Source organism: Aeromonas sp. FDAARGOS 1409 (assembly GCF_019048705.1).
GTDB classification, from domain to species: domain Bacteria; phylum Pseudomonadota; class Gammaproteobacteria; order Enterobacterales; family Aeromonadaceae; genus Aeromonas; species Aeromonas sanarellii.
Map to the genome: position 1 here is coordinate 1,483,283 of NZ_CP077395.1, position 15,302 is coordinate 1,498,584.

The window sequence follows — 15,302 nt, forward strand, 5'->3', positions numbered from 1 at the left end:
GGATCACTCGATGTTCTGGATCTGCTCGCGCATCTGCTCGATGAGGACCTTCAACTCGACGGCGGACTGGGTCACCTCGGCGTTGATGGACTTGGAACCTAGGGTGTTCGACTCGCGGTTGAACTCCTGCATCATGAAGTCGAGGCGACGGCCGCAGGCGCCCCCCTTCTTCATGATCTTGGTGGTCTCGCCGATGTGCATCTCCAGGCGATCCAGCTCTTCGGCCACGTCGATCTTCTGGGCCAGCAGCACTATCTCCTGCTCGATGCGGGCAGGATCCAGCTCCACCTTGGCCTCGGCCAGACGGTCGGTGAGCTTCTGGCGCTGCCACTCGATGATCTGCGGCAGGTGTTCGCGCACCTTCTTCACTTCCACCTGGATGCCGGCCAGACGCTGTTCGATCAGCGCCTTGAGGTTGGCCCCTTCGCTGGCGCGGGAGGCGAGGAAGTCGTCCATGGTCAGGTCGAAGCCGGCCATCAGCTCGGTGGCGACCACGTCCATGTCCTGCTCGGCGGCGGCCATGACCCCCGGCCAGCGCAGCACGTCCACCGGGTTGAGCTGGCCCTGACCCGCCTCTTTCATCACCCAGTTGGCGCTGTCGATGATGAGCCTGGCCAGCTCTTCATTGACGTGGAGCTGGCTGGCGGCGGCCTGGGCGGCCTCGAAACGCAGGTTGCACTCCACCTTGCCGCGCTGCAGCTTGGCACGGAAACGCTCGCGCAGGACCGGCTCCAGGCTGCGCAGTTGTTCCGGCAGGCGAATGTAGGTCTCCAGATAGCGCTGGTTGACCGAACGAATTTCCCAAACGGCTGTGCCCCAGTCGCCCTTGAGTTCCTTGCGGGCGTAGGCGGTCATGCTGTGAATCATTGATTGTTCCGGGCTTGATGAAGTGTGCGGCCAGTATACTCAGCCAGGCCTGCCCCGTCAGCCGACGAGGTGGTTTTAGCGGCTGATATTTGAGTAGCAATCGCTTATACTCCTGCGCCAATTCAGCCAGCCCAGAGGTCAGTCCCATGTCCCGTCCCAGCGATCGCAGTGCCGCCCAGGTGCGTCCGGTTACCATCACCCGCAACTTCACCAAGCATGCGGAAGGGTCCGTGCTGGTGGAGTTTGGCCATACCCGGGTGCTCTGCACCGCCAGCGTCGACACCAGCGTGCCGCGCTTCCTGAAAGGCAAGGGTCAGGGCTGGGTCACCGCCGAGTACGGCATGCTGCCGCGTTCCACCCATTCGCGTATGAACCGCGAGGCGGCCGCCGGCAAGCAGAGCGGCCGCACCCTGGAGATCTCCCGTCTGATCGCCCGTTCCCTGCGCGCCGCGGTGGACCTGACCGCGCTCGGCGAGCACTCCATCACGGTGGACTGTGACGTGCTGCAGGCCGACGGCGGCACCCGCACCGCCGCCATCACAGGGGCCTGCGTGGCCCTGGTGGACGCCCTGAACTGGATGGTGGAGAAGGGCATGCTCAAGCAGAGCCCGCTCAAGCAGATGATCGCCGCCGTCTCCGTCGGCATGTATGAGGGGGAGGCCATCTGCGATCTGGAGTACGTGGAAGACTCCGCCGCCGAGACCGACATGAACGTGGTGATGACCGAAGACGGCCGCATCATCGAGGTGCAGGGCACCGCCGAGGCCGAGCCCTTCACCCACGAGGAGCTGCTGGCGATGCTGGCGCTCGCCAAGGGCGGCATCATGGACATCATCGCGCTGCAGAAGCAGTCACTTTCCTGATACCAGGATCTGTTGATGTTTCGGCACAAGTCGCGTTGCAGTGTCAAAGGATGCCAGGCTAGGCGCAGGATGCCGCCAATGGTTATTCCCTTGGCAAGTCCTGCAACAACGCATGGCATCCTTTGCCACGCAACCCATAGGGACGGGTCTGTTTTTGTGCATAACGTCGTTATTCGATGCCTCGTTTGGATCACCAAACTTCGCATCTCATGCCTAGTTCTGCGCAAAAACCGACTCCGTCGCGGCTGTGACGAAGCGTCAACAGATCCTGCAAACGCGGCATTGACCGCGTTTTTTTATACCCCCACAACAGTCAACGACAAGCCAAGCAAGGAGCCAGAATGAAAGCCTACCAGCGTCAATTTATCGAGTTCGCCCTGGAGAAACAGGTCCTCAAATTCGGTGAATTTACCCTGAAATCCGGCCGCAAGAGCCCCTACTTCTTCAACGCCGGCCTGTTCAACAGCGGCCGCGATCTGGCCCGTCTCGGCCGCTTCTACGCCGCCGCCCTGATGGATGCCGGCATCGAATTCGACGTGCTGTTTGGCCCGGCCTACAAGGGGATCCCCATCGCCTCCGCCACCGCAGTGCAGCTGGTGGAGCAGCACGACGTGGACGTGCCCTGGTGCTTCAACCGCAAGGAGGCCAAGGATCACGGTGAGGGCGGCAACCTGGTGGGCAGCCCGCTCAAGGGGCGCATCATGCTGGTGGACGACGTCATCACCGCCGGTACCGCCATCCGCGAATCCATGGATCTGATCCAGGCCAACGGCGCCTCCCTGGCCGGGGTGCTGATCGCCCTGGACCGTCAGGAGAAGGGCAAGGGCGAGCTCTCCGCCATTCAGGAGGTGGAGCGTGACTACGGTGCCCACATCATCGCCATCATCCAGATGAGCGATCTGATCCAGTATCTGGAGGAGAAGCAGGCCGAGCAGCCCGAGCTGGCCTCCCAGCTGGCGGCCATGAAGGCGTATCGCGCCCAGTACGGCATCTGAGCCTCTCCGCATCCATGAGAATGGCGTCGCCCCTGCCGGGGCGGCGCCATTTTTCATGGATAAAAAAGTGGTCATCGCGACTTGAGCTTACCCTTACAGTAAAGGTTAGGGTTTGATCATCGGCATTGGTTCTGGCCGACTGGTTCCTGGGAGGAACATCATGACCACAGATATTCAATCACCCATCCATCTGCAGTTGCCGCTCAGCGGCATGAGCTGCGCCAACTGCGCCAGCCGCATCACGACCGCCCTCAACAAGCTCGACGGGGTGCAGGCCACCGTCAACTTCGCGCTGGAGCAGGCGGCCATCGACCTGGCCAGCCCCGACCGTCTGCCCGAGGTGCTGGAGAGCATCAAGGCCCAGGGCTATGACTATGGCCAGGAGACGCTCACGTTCCAGATAGGCGGCATGACCTGTGCCGGCTGCTCTGCCCGTTTGAACAAGATGCTGGTGGCGCTGCCCGGCGTCATCTCGGCCGACGTCAACTTCTCCCTCGAGCAGGCCCGCCTCGTGCTGGTGCCCGGGATGCAGACGCCGGCCTCCCTGCGCACCCGGATCGAGGCCCTCGGCTTTGACGCCCAGCTGGCACAGGGCTCCGCCAGCGGTCGCCGCCAGCAGTTGCTGGAGCGGGAGGCGCAGGAGTCTGCCGCCGCGCACCAGGCGCTGATCCAGGTCTGTATCTCGGCACTGCTGACCCTGCCGCTGCTGGTGGGCATGCTCTCCATGGCCGGGCTGCTGCACTGGCATCTGCCCGCCTGGCTGGAGCTGGTGCTCGCCACCCCGGTGCAGTTCTGGATCGGGGCCCGCTTCTATCGCGGCGCCTGGCTCGCATTGCGCAACAGGGCGGCCAATATGGACGTGCTGGTTGCGACCGGTACCAGTGCCGCCTACTTCTACAGCCTCTATCTGCTGCTGACCCTGGGGGCTGCCGCCAGCGGCAAGCTCTACTTCGAGGCGAGCGCCATCATCATCACCCTGATCTCCCTCGGGAAGCTGCTGGAGGCGAGAGCCCGCCGCAGCACCCAGTCCGCCATCCGCGAGCTGATGGCCCTGCGCCCCGAGACGGCTACCGTCTGGCGCGGGGGGGAGTGGCGCAGCGTCGGCATCGACGAGGTACTGCGTGGCGACAGGCTGCGGGTGCTGGTGGGCGAACGGGTGCCGGTGGACGGCAAGATAACGAGCGGCGAGAGCGAACTGGACGAATCCATCCTCACCGGCGAGAGCCTCCCGGTGCCGCGCGCGCTGGGGGATGCCGTGCTGGGCGGCGCCATCAACCGCTCCGGCGTGCTGGAGATCGAGGCCACGACCGTGGGGGAGGACTCCAGCCTCAGCAAGATCATCGCCCTGGTGGAGAGCGCCCAGATGGGCAAGGCACCGCTGCAACAGCTGGTGGACAGGGTCTCCGCCGTGTTCGTGCCCGTGGTGATGGCCATCGCCCTCTTTACCCTGCTGGCCTGGTATGCCGCAAGCAACGACTTCGGCCAGGCGCTGCTGGCGGCGGTGGCCGTGCTGGTGATCGCCTGCCCCTGTGCCCTCGGGCTGGCGACTCCGGCCGCCATTGTCACCGGCACCGGGGTGGCGGCGCGCCACGGCATCCTGATCAAGGACGTCGACACCCTGCAGAAGGCCCACGCCATCAAGGCCCTCATCTTCGACAAGACAGGGACCCTGACCCAGGGCCGGCCTGTGCTGGCGAGCTGGAGCGGCAGCGACGAGCAGCTGCGCCTCGCCGCCGCCCTGCAACAGGCGAGCGAACACCCGCTGGCGCTGGCCATGCGCGAGGCAGCTGGCAAAGATGCCGCGCTGCCCCAGCCGGAGGCGGTGGAGGTGCGGGTCGGTGCCGGCATCCTCGGTCAGGTGGCGGGCCATGGGGTCGCCATCGGCAACAGTGTCTTGCTGGCCCAGCTCGGCATCGAGGCGCCTGCGCAGGAGGAACAACCTGCCGACGGGGCGACCCGGGTCTGGGTGGCCATCGACGGCGTGGTCGTCGGCCTCGCCGCCCTGGCCGATACCCTGAGGCCGGAGAGCCCCGAGGCCATCGCCACCCTGCGCCAGCGCGGCATCGCCAGCTGGCTGGTGAGCGGCGACGCGCCCGCGCCTGTGGCCCACATCGCCGCCAAGCTGGGGCTGGACGGGGCCTTCGACTCCGTGCTGCCCGCCGGCAAGGTGGACAAGGTGGCGGCGCTGCGGGCGCAGACCTCCGGGCTGGTGGCCATGGTGGGGGACGGGGTGAACGATGCGCCGGCACTCGCCGCGGCGGACGTGGGGATCGCCATGGGCTCCGGCTCCGATGTGGCCATGGAGACCGCCGCCATCACGCTCATGCGATCTGACCCTCGGCTGGTGGCCGATGCCATCGACATCTCGGCGGCGACCTGGCGCACCATACAGCAGAACCTGTTCTGGGCCTTCGTGTTCAACGTGGTCGGCATTCCGCTGGCGGCGCTGGGCTATCTCAGCCCGGAGCTGGCGGGGGCGGCCATGGCGCTCAGCAGCGTCACCGTACTGAGCAATTCCCTGTTACTGAAGCGCTGGCAGCCCAGGGCGGGCGCCCGCGTCGCAAGCACCCATTCGAGCCAATAAGGAGGCGAGCATGAACATCAGCAAGGTTGCCAAGGCCACCGGCCTGACCGCCAAGACCATCCGGTATTACGAGAGCATCGGGCTCATCACGGCGCCGGTGCGCAGCGACAACGGCTATCGCAGCTACGGCGACGGCGCCCTGCGGGAGCTGCGCTTCGTCAAGCGGGCGCGGGAGACCGGCTTCAACCTGGAGGAGTGCCAGGAGCTGCTGGCACTCTACCGGGACGAGCACAGAACCAGCGCCCAGGTGAAGAAGCTGGCCCAGGAGAAGATCGTCGATCTGCGTGCCCGCATTGCCGGCCTTCAGGCCATGCTCGTTGCGCTCGAGGAGGTGGTGAGCTGCTGCCACGGGGATGCAAGCCCCGAGTGCCCCATCCTCGAGGAGCTGGAGAAAGGGTGAGCGGGCCGGAGGCAGCGCTGAGCGTCAGCTTAATAGCGGGCGATTGATTGTTGAGCAGGAAAGGGGAGTGGTAGACTGTGCGGCTCTTGTACAGGGAGTGCCCAGTTGACCCAGAGTGTGAAACATCAGGTGCGGCGTGCCATCATGGTCCAGCTCTATACCCACGCCTCCTTCAGCCTGCCCTGTCTGGCGCTGCTGGCGATCAGCTGGAGCCTGCTGTGCCACGACTACCTGCCGGTGGGGGAGGCCCTCGGCTGGCTGGGGCTGGTCTTCCTGTTGCTGCTGGGGCGCTGGTGGCACCTGCGCTGGCGTCAGCCCAGACTGACGCAGCTCCCGCTGCCGGTGCTGGAGCGGGAGCTGTTCATCGGCGTCACCATCACCTCCATCATCTGGGCCCTCGGCGTGCTGCTCTACATGGACAGGCTGCCGGACACCTACCGCGCCGCCATGATGATGCTCGCCAGCCTGATCCTCACCGGCAGTGCCATCATGCTGTTCGGCAGCCGCCGCACCCTCTACGGGGCCGTGCTGCCGCTCGGGTCTGCCATGCTGTTCGAACTGGGTGGCGGCAACGAGCAGGAGCGCATCGTCTCCTGCATGTTGGCGGGCTATCTGTTCGTGTTTCTGCCCACCCTGCTGCGACGCCTGCGGCGGGACCAGGTGGCCTCCCTCTACCACAGCTTCTCCAACGCCGAGCTGGTGGCGGAGCTCAAGGCGGTCTCCGAGCACCTCAAGCTCACCTCCCGCCTGGACGGGCTGACCGGCATCGCGAACCGGGCCCATCTCGATGACAGCCTGGCGCGGGCCTGGCGCCGCTGCCACCGGGCCCAGGCCCCCCTCTCCCTGGTGCTGGTGGACGTGGACTACTTCAAGCAGTTCAACGATCACTATGGCCACCAGCTGGGGGACCAGTGTCTGCAGCAGGTGGCGAGCCTGCTGGCCGAGGTGCTGCGCCGGGAGGACGATCTGGCCGCCCGTTACGGGGGGGAGGAGTTCGCCCTGCTGCTGCCCTGCACCACCTTGCAGGGGGCCATGCAGATCGCCGAGCAGGTGCGCACGGCCCTGCGCACGCTCGGCATTCCCCACCACAAGTCCCGGGTCTCGGGGCGGGTCAGTTGCAGCTTCGGGGTGGCGACCCTGGTGCCGGACCAGCACCACTCCATCGCCGATCTCATCCAAAAAGCGGATGCGGCCCTCTACCAGGCCAAGCATAATGGCCGGGATCGTATCGAAGTAGCCTTGATGGGTAAGGTTGCCTGAGTTTCACAAGACAGAGTTGAAGAGGTCGTCTATGCAATGTCATCGTATCGAAGAGCTGCTGGAGCTGCTGCAGCCCGCCTGGATCAAGGAACAGGACCTCAGCCTGGTGCAGTTTGTCGCCAAGCTGGCCGAGGAGGCGGGATTTGACGGTCCCCTGTCCGAGCTGACCGACGACATGCTGATCTATCACCTCAAGATGCGCGAGTCCGACAAGCAGGCGATGATCCCGGGGCTGGCCAAGGATCATGTGCCCGACTTCAAGGAGGCCCTGCTCAAGGCCCGCGGCATCAAGTAACCCGACCGCCGGGTTGCCGGAAGAGGAAGGTTTCAAGGGAATCTCGCAAAAGGCGCATAGTCAACTGGCTATGGGCCTTTTTTGTTGCCTGAAATTGCGACGGCACTCGAACTATAGATACATTTAACCCACACAATTAGCAGGTTGTTTAAGATATAATCGGCTTCATAACAATGTGAGTGGAGCTATGTGTTGCGATGGCCGACCAGGACAAGATCGATATCAAGGACGTGACCGGTGACGTCACCGGGACCTTCAATCCCAATACCTTCAAGGCGGGTGACGACAGGTTCAACCCCGGCAAGCGCATCTATGTCCGCTCCCAGACCGGCTACTGGCAGCGGGTGCGCAAGGCCATGGGCTGGTTCTTCGTCGCGCTCTTCGTCGCCCTGCCCTGGCTGCGTTACGACGGTCGCCAGGCGGTGCTGTTCGATCTGGAGCACCAGCAGTTCCACATCTTCGGCGCCACCATCTGGCCGCAGGACCTCACCCTGCTGGCCTGGGTCTTCATGATCGCCGCCTTCGCCCTCTTCTTCGTGACCACCTTCCTCGGCCGGGTCTGGTGTGGCTATCTCTGCCCCCAGACGGTGTGGACCTTCATGTTCATCTGGTTCGAAGAGAAGCTGGAAGGGGCCGCCAACAAGCGGCGCAAGCTGGATGAGGCGCCCTGGAGCGGCGAGAAACTGGCGCGCAAGGGGGCCAAGCACCTGGCCTGGATCCTGCTGTCGCTAGGCACCGGGCTCACCTTCGTCGCCTACTTCCAGGACGTCTTCCATCTGGTGCCCGACTTCTTCACCCTGCAGGCGGGCGGCTGGGTCATCTTCTGGGTGCTGTTCTTCGCCGCCTGCACCTATGGCAACGCCGGCTGGATGCGCGCCATCATGTGCATCCACATGTGCCCCTATGCCCGCTTCCAGTCCGCCATGTTCGACAAGGACACCTACATCGTCGGCTACGACAGCCAGCGCGGCGAGACCCGGGGTGCCCGGGGCCGCAAGGCCGACCCCAAGGCGCTGGGGCTGGGAGACTGCATCGACTGCGATCTCTGCGTGCAGGTCTGCCCGACCGGCATCGACATCCGCGACGGCCTGCAGTACGAGTGCATCAACTGCGGCGCCTGCGTCGATGCCTGCGACCAGACCATGGATCGGATGGGCTACCCGCGCGGCCTCATCAGCTACACCACTGAGCACAAGCTGGCCCACAGCGAGACCCAGGTCGCGCGGCCCAAGCTGATCGGCTACGGCCTGGTGATGGTCATCATGCTGGGGGTCTTCGTCTACAACGCCATGTCCATCATGCCCATGGGGCTCGACATACTGCGGGATCGCAACCAGCTGTTCCGCGAGAACAGCGAGGGGCTCATCGAGAACACCTACACCCTGAAGATCCTCAACAAGACCCTGCAGTCCCAGACCTATCTGCTGGATGTGGAGGGGCTGCCGGAGCATCAGTGGTTCGGTCCGCGGGAGGTGACTCTCAAACCAGGGGAGATTTTCACCCTGCCGGTGAGCCTGGCGGTGGATCCCTTCAACCTGAAGCGGCCGACCCTGGATGTGCAGTTCGTGTTGAAGCGGGAAGGGGCGGCTGCGGACGACAGCAAGGGCACCCTGCGTCAGCCCAGTAAATTTATCAGCAGGTTGTGACCACGGGGCACCCTGCTTTGAAGCAAGCCAGCAGATTTATCAGCGGGTTGTGACGGTTTCCGGGAGGGCGGGTCGTCCATCCCGGGCTGGATCGGATAGAATGGGGCGCAACAGCGCCCCTTTCCTATGGTGGATGACATGCGTTTCAACTATTCCGACCTCAATCCCGATCTCATCATGGATGCCATCGATCTCAGCGGCCTGCGCATCGATTCAGGCCTGATCGAGCTCAACAGCTACGAGAACCGGGTCTACCAGTTTCAGGACGAGGATCGCCGCCGCTACGTGGTGAAGTTCTATCGTCCCGGTCGCTGGAGCCGGGCCCAGATCCTGGAGGAGCACGAATTCGCCGCCCGCCTGATGGAGACGGAGATCCCGGTCGCCGCACCCCTCAGCTTCGCCGGCGAGACCCTGCTGGAGCATCAGGGCTACCCCTTTGCCATCTGGCAGAGCGTCGGTGGCCGTCAGTTCGAGGTGGACAACCTGGATCAGCTGGAGTGGGTGGGGCGCTACCTTGGCCGCATCCACAGGGTCGGTGCCAGCCACGGGTTTCATCACCGCGTCCCCCTGGACGTGGAGACCATGCTGCACGAGCCGCGCCAGTTGCTGGCGGCAGGCGAATGGGTGCCGAGCGGCCTGGCCAAGCCCTTCTTCGGGGTGCTCGACGAGCTGATCCGGCACGTGAGCGACGCCATGACCCTGGACGTGGCGCGCATCTCCCTGCACGGCGACTGCCACCCGGGCAACATACTGTGGCGTGACGGCCCGCTGTTCGTCGATCTCGACGACTGCCGCACCGGCCCTGCCATCCAGGATCTCTGGATGATGCTGAGTGGCGAGCGTCACGAGCAGCAGCTTCAGCTCGACACATTGCTGGCGGGTTACGAGGAGTTCATGGAGTTCGACCAGCGGGAGCTGGCGCTCATCGAGCCCCTGCGGGCCATGCGCATCGTCCACTACATGGCCTGGTTGGCCCGGCGCTGGGAGGATCCCGCCTTCCCCCGCCACTTCCCCTGGTTCAACACCGAGCACTACTGGCGCCAGCAGATTGCCACCCTGCACGACCAGCTGGCGGCCCTGAAGGCGCCGCCGCTGAGCCTGATGCCGCAATGGTGAGGGAGGCAGCCGGGGGAGGCATGCCAGTCTCCCCCGGCTGCCTTTGCCATTGACGGCACGAGGGTGACGCAATAGGCTTGGACTGCTTCGGTTCGCCGGGCGTGCCTCACAGTGATCCCTTAACAGGAAACGTCATGAAAAAAATCCTATTTTTCCTCGCCGCCATGCTGATGATCCCCATGGTTCACGCCGCCCCGCAATTCAAGGAAGGCGTCAACTATGACGTGGTCACCCAGACCGGCAGCGCCCAGCCGGAAGTACTGGAGTTCTTCTCCTACTACTGCCCGCACTGCGCCAAGTTCGAGCCGATCGCCGAAGATCTGAAGAAGAGCCTGCCCGAAGGCGTGCCCCTGAAGAAGAACCCGGTGGCCTTCCTGGGCCGCGAGATGGGTCCGGAGATGCAGCGTGCCTACGCCGTCGCCAACCTGCTGAACGTGGAGGCCAAGCTGACCCCGGCCATCTTCGACAAGATCCACACCCAGCGTCAGATCCCCCAGAGCCGTGCCGACGTGAAGCAGATCTTCGTGGACAACGGCGTGCCGGCCGAGGAGTTTGACGGCGCCGTCGACAGCTTCGCCGTCTCCGGCATGGTCTCCCAGTTCGATCGCAACACCGAGACTTACAACGTGCGCGGCGTGCCGGCCTTCCTGGTCAACGGCAAGTACATGGTGAAGATTGAATCCATCACCTCCCAGGAACAGTTCAACCAGCTGGTGCAGTTCCTGCTGGCCAAGAAGGACTGATCCAGACTGACCTCGTGAAAAAAGCCCGCCGGTGCAAACCGGCGGGCTTTTTGTTTATCGGGCCCATGACGACGGGAAGGGCTCAGATCTGGCAATCCCGCTGGGTGGGGGCCGGGCGTGGCAGACGGGTACGGCGGCTGAGGGCCTCCGCCAGCCAGACCAGCAGCAGTATGGCCAGCAGCAGGGTGGCCGCCTGATCGTAGCGGAACAGGCTTAAGGAAACATAGAGCTGCTGCCCCAGCCCGCCGGCCCCGACCACCCCGAGGATGGTGGCGGCCCTCAGGTTCATCTCGCCGCGATAGAGGCTGTAGGCCAGCCACTGGCGTGACACCAGGGGAAACAGCCCGTACCAGAAGCTGGCCACGGCGCCGGCGCCGCTCAGTTGCAGGGCGAGGCGGGGGGCGGGGTCCGCATTCTCCAGGGTCTCCACGAACAGCCTGGCCAGCACGCCGGTGGTGTGCAGGGTGAGCGCCAGTATGCCCGCCACCGGCCCCAGCCCGACCGCGATCACCAGCAGGCTGGCGAAGATGAGCTCGGGCACGGATCGCAGCAGGTTGAACAGCAGCCGCAGCGGCCAGCAGTGGCGCGCGAGGCAGGCCAGCGGCAGGGCCAGCAGGGCGCTGAAGAGGGTGCTCAGCAGCGCCATCTGCACCGTATCGAGCAGGCCTGTGCCCACAGCCTTGAGGAAGGGCCATGACCAGTCCGGTCGCAGAAACTCCCCCACGAAGGCGCCCAGGCCGTCCAGGGAGAAGCTCAACATGCGCCAGTCGAGCCGATAGAGGGCCAGGACCCCGGCCAGCCCCAGGCAGATCAGCAACAGCAGGCCGGGGGAGCGGCTGTGGCGCAGCCAGGCGCTGAGGCCGTCCGCCAGGGTCACCAGCAGGATGAAGGCCAGCAGCAGGGTCATCACCTCGCCGCCGGCAAACATGCGCAGGGAGAGCTCGAGCTGCTGGCCGAGCCCGCCCGCCCCGACGAAGCCCATGATGACGGAGGCGCGCAGGGCGCACTCCCAGCGATAGACGGTGTAGGAGAGCAGCTCCTGGCGCACCGCGGGCAGCACGCCATACCAGAGCGCCTGCAACCGGCCGCTGCCGCCGAGCAGCAGGGCGCGGGCCGGTTGCAGGGCGCCGCTCTCCATGATCTCGTTGTAGACCTTGGCCAGCATGCCGCCGTAGCTGACGGCGATGGCCAGGATGGCGGCCAGCGGTCCGAGCCCCGACAGGCGCACGAACAGCAGCGCCCAGATGAGCTCGGGCAGGCTGCGCAGCAGGATGGCGACGAGGCGCGAGAGGGCCCGCAAGGCGCCGCGCAGCGGGCTGGGGACCGGGCCCAGTTCGGCGAGCGACAGGGCGCGCGAGCCGAGCAGGGCGAACGGCACGCCGAGCAGCAGGGCGCCCGCCAGCCCCAGGGTCGCCACCGCCAGGCTCTCCAGAGTCGCGGTCAGGGTCAGGGCGAGAAAGTCCCGATCAAAACGGGGCGGCCAGCTGGTGGCGACAAAGTTGCCCATCTGCCGCCAGCTCTGGCCATCGAACAGGCCGAGCCAGCCGTCGGCCTGCTGCCACAGGCTGTAGCCGATGAGCAGCAGCAACCAGGGCAGGGGATGACGCCAGTGGAGGGTCAGACCAAACACGCTGCCGCCTCGTCGTCACCGGCGTAGAGCTCGGCCAGCATGGCCGGGGTGACGGCCGCCGCCGGGCAGTCGAACTGCACCCGCCCCTCCCGCAGGCCGATGATGCGGGGGAAACGGTCGAGGGCCAGCTCGACTGCGTGCAGGTTGGCGACGAGGGTGCTTCCCCGGGTGCGGGCCTGGGCCAGCAGGGCATCCAGGCTGCTCTGGGCGAGCACGGGATCGAGGGCGGAGACAGGCTCGTCCGCCAGGATCAGGTCCGGCTGCTGGTAGAGCACCCGGGCGATGCCGACCCGTTGCAGCTGGCCGCCGGAGAGCTCGCCGCAGCGCTGCTGCCACTTGTCGGCGAGGCCGAGGCGGGCCAGCTCGGCCCGAGCACCGTCGGGATCCCGGGGGCGCAGCAGGGAGATCAGGGAGCGGCCGAGGGACCACTGACCGAGGCGGCCGGCCAGCACGGCGGTCACCACCGGCTGGGAGGCGGGCAGCGGAGGCTGCTGCCAGACCATGCCGATCCGGCTGCGCAGCCGCTGGCGGGCCCGGGTGGAGAGGGCCCAGGGATCCTGGCCCCAGAGGGTGAGCTCGCCCTCGCCGCGCAGCTCGGTGGCGATCAGCCGCAGCAGGCTGGTCTTGCCCGCGCCGCTCGGCCCGATGACGGCCACGCACTCCCCCGCGGCTATCTGCAGATGAAGCGGGTGCAGGATGCGGCTCTGCCCGAGCCGCAATCCTTTCCCGTCCAGCGCGACGGCGATCACTTCAGCAGGCCGGCCTGGGTCGCGGCGGCTTCGATGCCCTGGTAGTTCTCGGGCCTGGTCTCGATGAAGCGGCTGGCGCGTTGCAGCTTGAGGATCTCGGCCTGAGCGGGCACCGCCGGATCCAGGCTGAGGAAGGCCTGTTTGATCTTCTCCTGAAGGGCCGGATCCAGATCGCCGCGCACCGTCCAGTTGTAGTCAAAGTAGGTCGGCGTGGTCCAGATCACCTTGACCCTGGCGGTATCGACCTTGCCCTCTTCCACGAGCTTCTCCCACACCGAGGCGTTGAGCGCGCCGGCCGGCACCTTGCCGGAGGCGACCCAGGCGACGGTGGCGTCGTGGGCGCCGGAGAAGGCAACGTGGGCGAAGTCACGCTCCGGGTTGATGCCCTGCTCGGCCAGGAAGTGGCGCGGCATCAGGTGACCCGAGGTGGAGGAGGGGGAACCGAACGCGAAGTCCTTGCCCTTGGTGTCGGCCAGGGTCTTGATGCCGCTGTCGACGTTGGCGATGAACTTGGACGTGAACTGGGCGTCTTCCTGGCGCTGCACCAGGGGTACCACCTTGTCGGCACGGCGATGGGCCTGCACATAGGTGAAGCCCCCGAGCCAGGCCATGTCCAGCTTGCCGGCGGCCAGCGCCTCGACCACGGCGGCGTAGTCGTTGACCGGCACGAACACCACCTCGCGGCCCGTCTTCTCGGCCAGGTAGTCACCCAGGGGGGCAAACTTGCGCTGCAGTTCGGTGGGGGCCTCGTCCGGGATGGCGGAGACCCGCAGCGGCTCGGCGGCGACGGCACCCAGGCTGGCGAACAGAGTGGTGAGGGCAAATATCCATTTGGAGGTCATGGGCGGTTCCTTGTGGTCTGGCGTTCAAACAAGCGAAAGGTCCGACGGGGGCCGGACCTTTCAGGTGAGTCATGGTAGGGGGCCATCGGCGCAGTGCGCAAGATGGGGCACTCAAAAAGGCGTCTTATACCCCGACGTGGAACGCCTGCTTGAGGTTGCGGATGAAGTCCGCATCCCGGCACAGGGTCTTGCCCGGGCTGTCGGAGATCTTGGCGACCGGGCCGCCGTTGCACTCCATCAGCTTGAAGACGATGTTCATGGGGGTGACGCCCGGCAGATCGCAGGTGAGCTTGGTGCCGATGCCGAAGCTGGTGTTGATGCGGCCACGGAAGTGGCGGAACAGTTGGACCGCCTTGTCGAGATCCAGGCCGTCCGAGAACACCAGCGTCTTGGTGGCGGGATCGATGCCGAGGCGCTGGTAGTGGCTGATGGCCTTCTCCCCCCACACCACGGGGTCGCCGGAGTCGTGGCGCAGCCCCTGGTAGCGGCTGGCCAGCTCGAAGTCGAAGTCGCGCAGGAAGGCATCCATGGTGATGCAGTCGGTGAGCGCGATGCCGAGGTGATTGGTGAATTCATCCAGCCAGCTGGTGAGGGCCGCGCGCTGGCTGAGCTCCAGCGGGAAGCCGAGCTGCTGATGGGCCTGGAACCACTCGTGGGCCTGGGTGCCCACCGCCGGCAGCCGGTACTTGCGTGCCAGCTGGTAATTGCTGGTGCCGCGAAACGCCGGCAGCCGCTCCTGGAGGCGGCCCACCACGGCATCCTGCACCGCGTGGGAGAAGCGGCGGCGGGTGCCGAAGTCGATGAGGTTGAACTCCTGCATCTCCGCCGGGCTCAGCTCCCGCTCCAGCTTGTCGAGCTTCTGGTCGAGTCGCGCCAGCGCCTGGCTCACCCCGAACTGGGGGTAGCGGAAGCGGTTGCGCATCTCGCTGATGATAGCGAGCACCGGGATCTCCCACAGGATGACGTCCTGCCAGGGCCCCTCGACCCGCACATTGATGCGCCCATCCCGCTCGAACACCTTGAGCAATGAGGCATCCAGTGGCTTGCGGCGCAGGTGATCCAGATAGTCGGCGGTGAAGAAGGGGCGTTCGGCCAGGAAATCGAGTTCGGAGCGGGTCAGGCGCAGGGAGCCGGCGAGGCGCAACTGCTCCTCGATCTGGCCCATCATGGGCAGCAGATCCTCTTCGTTGCGGCTGTGGAATTCGGCCACCACCTCGGCATCCGGGTAGCGGTGGAACACCGCCTGCTGCATGTGCAGCTTGTAGGCGTCGGTGTCGAGCAGGCTGTGGAGGATGGGAGGCATGTCAGGCTC

At 65.7% G+C, this 15,302-nt stretch carries 14 protein-coding genes; 9 read left to right on the forward strand and 5 right to left on the reverse strand.

What is annotated here, in order from left to right; translation table 11 throughout:
• Window positions 1-3: 3 nt before the first annotated feature.
• Entirely contained in the window at window positions 4-867 is an 864-nt protein-coding gene (locus I6L39_RS07110; RefSeq protein WP_216991416.1) for a YicC/YloC family endoribonuclease, read from the reverse strand.
• A 146-nt stretch (window positions 868-1,013) separates the two neighbouring features.
• Between I6L39_RS07110 and rph the strand changes: the two genes are divergently transcribed.
• From rph to I6L39_RS07155, 9 genes are all read left to right on the forward strand, one after another.
• The gene (gene rph, locus I6L39_RS07115; protein WP_216991417.1) at window positions 1,014-1,730 is read left to right on the forward strand and encodes a ribonuclease PH; all 717 of its coding nucleotides are present in this window, start codon (window positions 1,014-1,016) and stop codon (window positions 1,728-1,730) included.
• A gap of 341 nt (window positions 1,731-2,071) precedes the next feature.
• Entirely contained in the window at window positions 2,072-2,725 is a 654-nt protein-coding gene (pyrE, locus tag I6L39_RS07120; protein ID WP_042078213.1) for an orotate phosphoribosyltransferase, read from the forward strand.
• 160 nt (window positions 2,726-2,885) lie between these two features.
• Window positions 2,886-5,309 (forward strand): heavy metal translocating P-type ATPase, encoded by a 2,424-nt coding sequence (locus I6L39_RS07125; protein WP_216991418.1) that lies wholly within the window; start codon window positions 2,886-2,888, stop codon window positions 5,307-5,309.
• A gap of 10 nt (window positions 5,310-5,319) precedes the next feature.
• Complete coding sequence (gene cueR, locus I6L39_RS07130; RefSeq protein ID WP_216991419.1) at window positions 5,320-5,709, forward strand: Cu(I)-responsive transcriptional regulator; 390 nt, start codon at window positions 5,320-5,322, stop codon at window positions 5,707-5,709.
• A gap of 105 nt (window positions 5,710-5,814) precedes the next feature.
• Window positions 5,815-6,969 (forward strand): diguanylate cyclase, encoded by a 1,155-nt coding sequence (locus I6L39_RS07135; protein ID WP_042078210.1) that lies wholly within the window; start codon window positions 5,815-5,817, stop codon window positions 6,967-6,969.
• Window positions 6,970-7,000: 31 nt separating this feature from the next.
• Window positions 7,001-7,264, forward strand: a complete 264-nt coding sequence (locus I6L39_RS07140; RefSeq protein WP_042078209.1) for a YihD family protein — start codon at window positions 7,001-7,003, stop codon at window positions 7,262-7,264.
• 197 nt (window positions 7,265-7,461) lie between these two features.
• The gene (gene ccoG, locus I6L39_RS07145; protein ID WP_042078207.1) at window positions 7,462-8,910 is read left to right on the forward strand and encodes a cytochrome c oxidase accessory protein CcoG; all 1,449 of its coding nucleotides are present in this window, start codon (window positions 7,462-7,464) and stop codon (window positions 8,908-8,910) included.
• Window positions 8,911-9,036: 126 nt separating this feature from the next.
• The gene (locus tag I6L39_RS07150; RefSeq protein WP_042078205.1) at window positions 9,037-10,026 is read left to right on the forward strand and encodes a serine/threonine protein kinase; all 990 of its coding nucleotides are present in this window, start codon (window positions 9,037-9,039) and stop codon (window positions 10,024-10,026) included.
• A gap of 134 nt (window positions 10,027-10,160) precedes the next feature.
• Complete coding sequence (locus tag I6L39_RS07155) at window positions 10,161-10,769, forward strand: thiol:disulfide interchange protein DsbA/DsbL (RefSeq protein ID WP_042078204.1); 609 nt, start codon at window positions 10,161-10,163, stop codon at window positions 10,767-10,769.
• Between the two features lie 82 nt (window positions 10,770-10,851).
• Here I6L39_RS07155 and phnE read toward each other — a convergent pair whose 3' ends face one another.
• The 4 genes from phnE to pncB all read right to left on the reverse strand — a co-directional run bounded on the left by phnE (window position 10,852) and on the right by pncB (window position 15,293).
• A complete protein-coding gene (phnE, locus tag I6L39_RS07160) occupies window positions 10,852-12,399 on the reverse strand; it encodes a phosphonate ABC transporter, permease protein PhnE (RefSeq protein ID WP_216991420.1) in 1,548 nt (515 codons plus the stop codon).
• Window positions 12,387-13,148 (reverse strand): phosphonate ABC transporter ATP-binding protein, encoded by a 762-nt coding sequence (locus I6L39_RS07165; RefSeq protein WP_216991421.1) that lies wholly within the window; start codon window positions 13,146-13,148, stop codon window positions 12,387-12,389. The genes phnE and I6L39_RS07165 overlap by 13 nt, the downstream gene beginning before the upstream one ends.
• Window positions 13,145-13,990, reverse strand: coding sequence for a putative selenate ABC transporter substrate-binding protein (locus I6L39_RS07170; protein WP_209794429.1), 846 nt, complete (start codon window positions 13,988-13,990; stop codon window positions 13,145-13,147). Before I6L39_RS07170 ends, I6L39_RS07165 begins: the two co-directional genes overlap by 4 nt.
• Window positions 13,991-14,114: 124 nt before the next feature.
• Complete coding sequence (gene pncB / locus I6L39_RS07175) at window positions 14,115-15,293, reverse strand: nicotinate phosphoribosyltransferase (protein ID WP_042078200.1); 1,179 nt, start codon at window positions 15,291-15,293, stop codon at window positions 14,115-14,117.
• Window positions 15,294-15,302: the final 9 nt, after the last annotated feature.

Coding starts and splice junctions, on each gene's coding strand:
- I6L39_RS07110 (WP_216991416.1), bottom strand. CDS start 867: ATGATTCACAGCATGACCGCCTACGCCCGCAAGGAACTCAAGGGCGAC.
- rph (WP_216991417.1), top strand. CDS start 1,014: ATGTCCCGTCCCAGCGATCGCAGTGCCGCCCAGGTGCGTCCGGTTACC.
- pyrE (WP_042078213.1), top strand. CDS start 2,072: ATGAAAGCCTACCAGCGTCAATTTATCGAGTTCGCCCTGGAGAAACAG.
- I6L39_RS07125 (WP_216991418.1), top strand. CDS start 2,886: ATGACCACAGATATTCAATCACCCATCCATCTGCAGTTGCCGCTCAGC.
- cueR (WP_216991419.1), top strand. CDS start 5,320: ATGAACATCAGCAAGGTTGCCAAGGCCACCGGCCTGACCGCCAAGACC.
- I6L39_RS07140 (WP_042078209.1), top strand. CDS start 7,001: ATGCAATGTCATCGTATCGAAGAGCTGCTGGAGCTGCTGCAGCCCGCC.
- ccoG (WP_042078207.1), top strand. CDS start 7,462: ATGGCCGACCAGGACAAGATCGATATCAAGGACGTGACCGGTGACGTC.
- I6L39_RS07150 (WP_042078205.1), top strand. CDS start 9,037: ATGGTGGATGACATGCGTTTCAACTATTCCGACCTCAATCCCGATCTC.
- I6L39_RS07155 (WP_042078204.1), top strand. CDS start 10,161: ATGAAAAAAATCCTATTTTTCCTCGCCGCCATGCTGATGATCCCCATG.
- I6L39_RS07170 (WP_209794429.1), bottom strand. CDS start 13,990: ATGACCTCCAAATGGATATTTGCCCTCACCACTCTGTTCGCCAGCCTG.
- pncB (WP_042078200.1), bottom strand. CDS start 15,293: ATGCCTCCCATCCTCCACAGCCTGCTCGACACCGACGCCTACAAGCTG.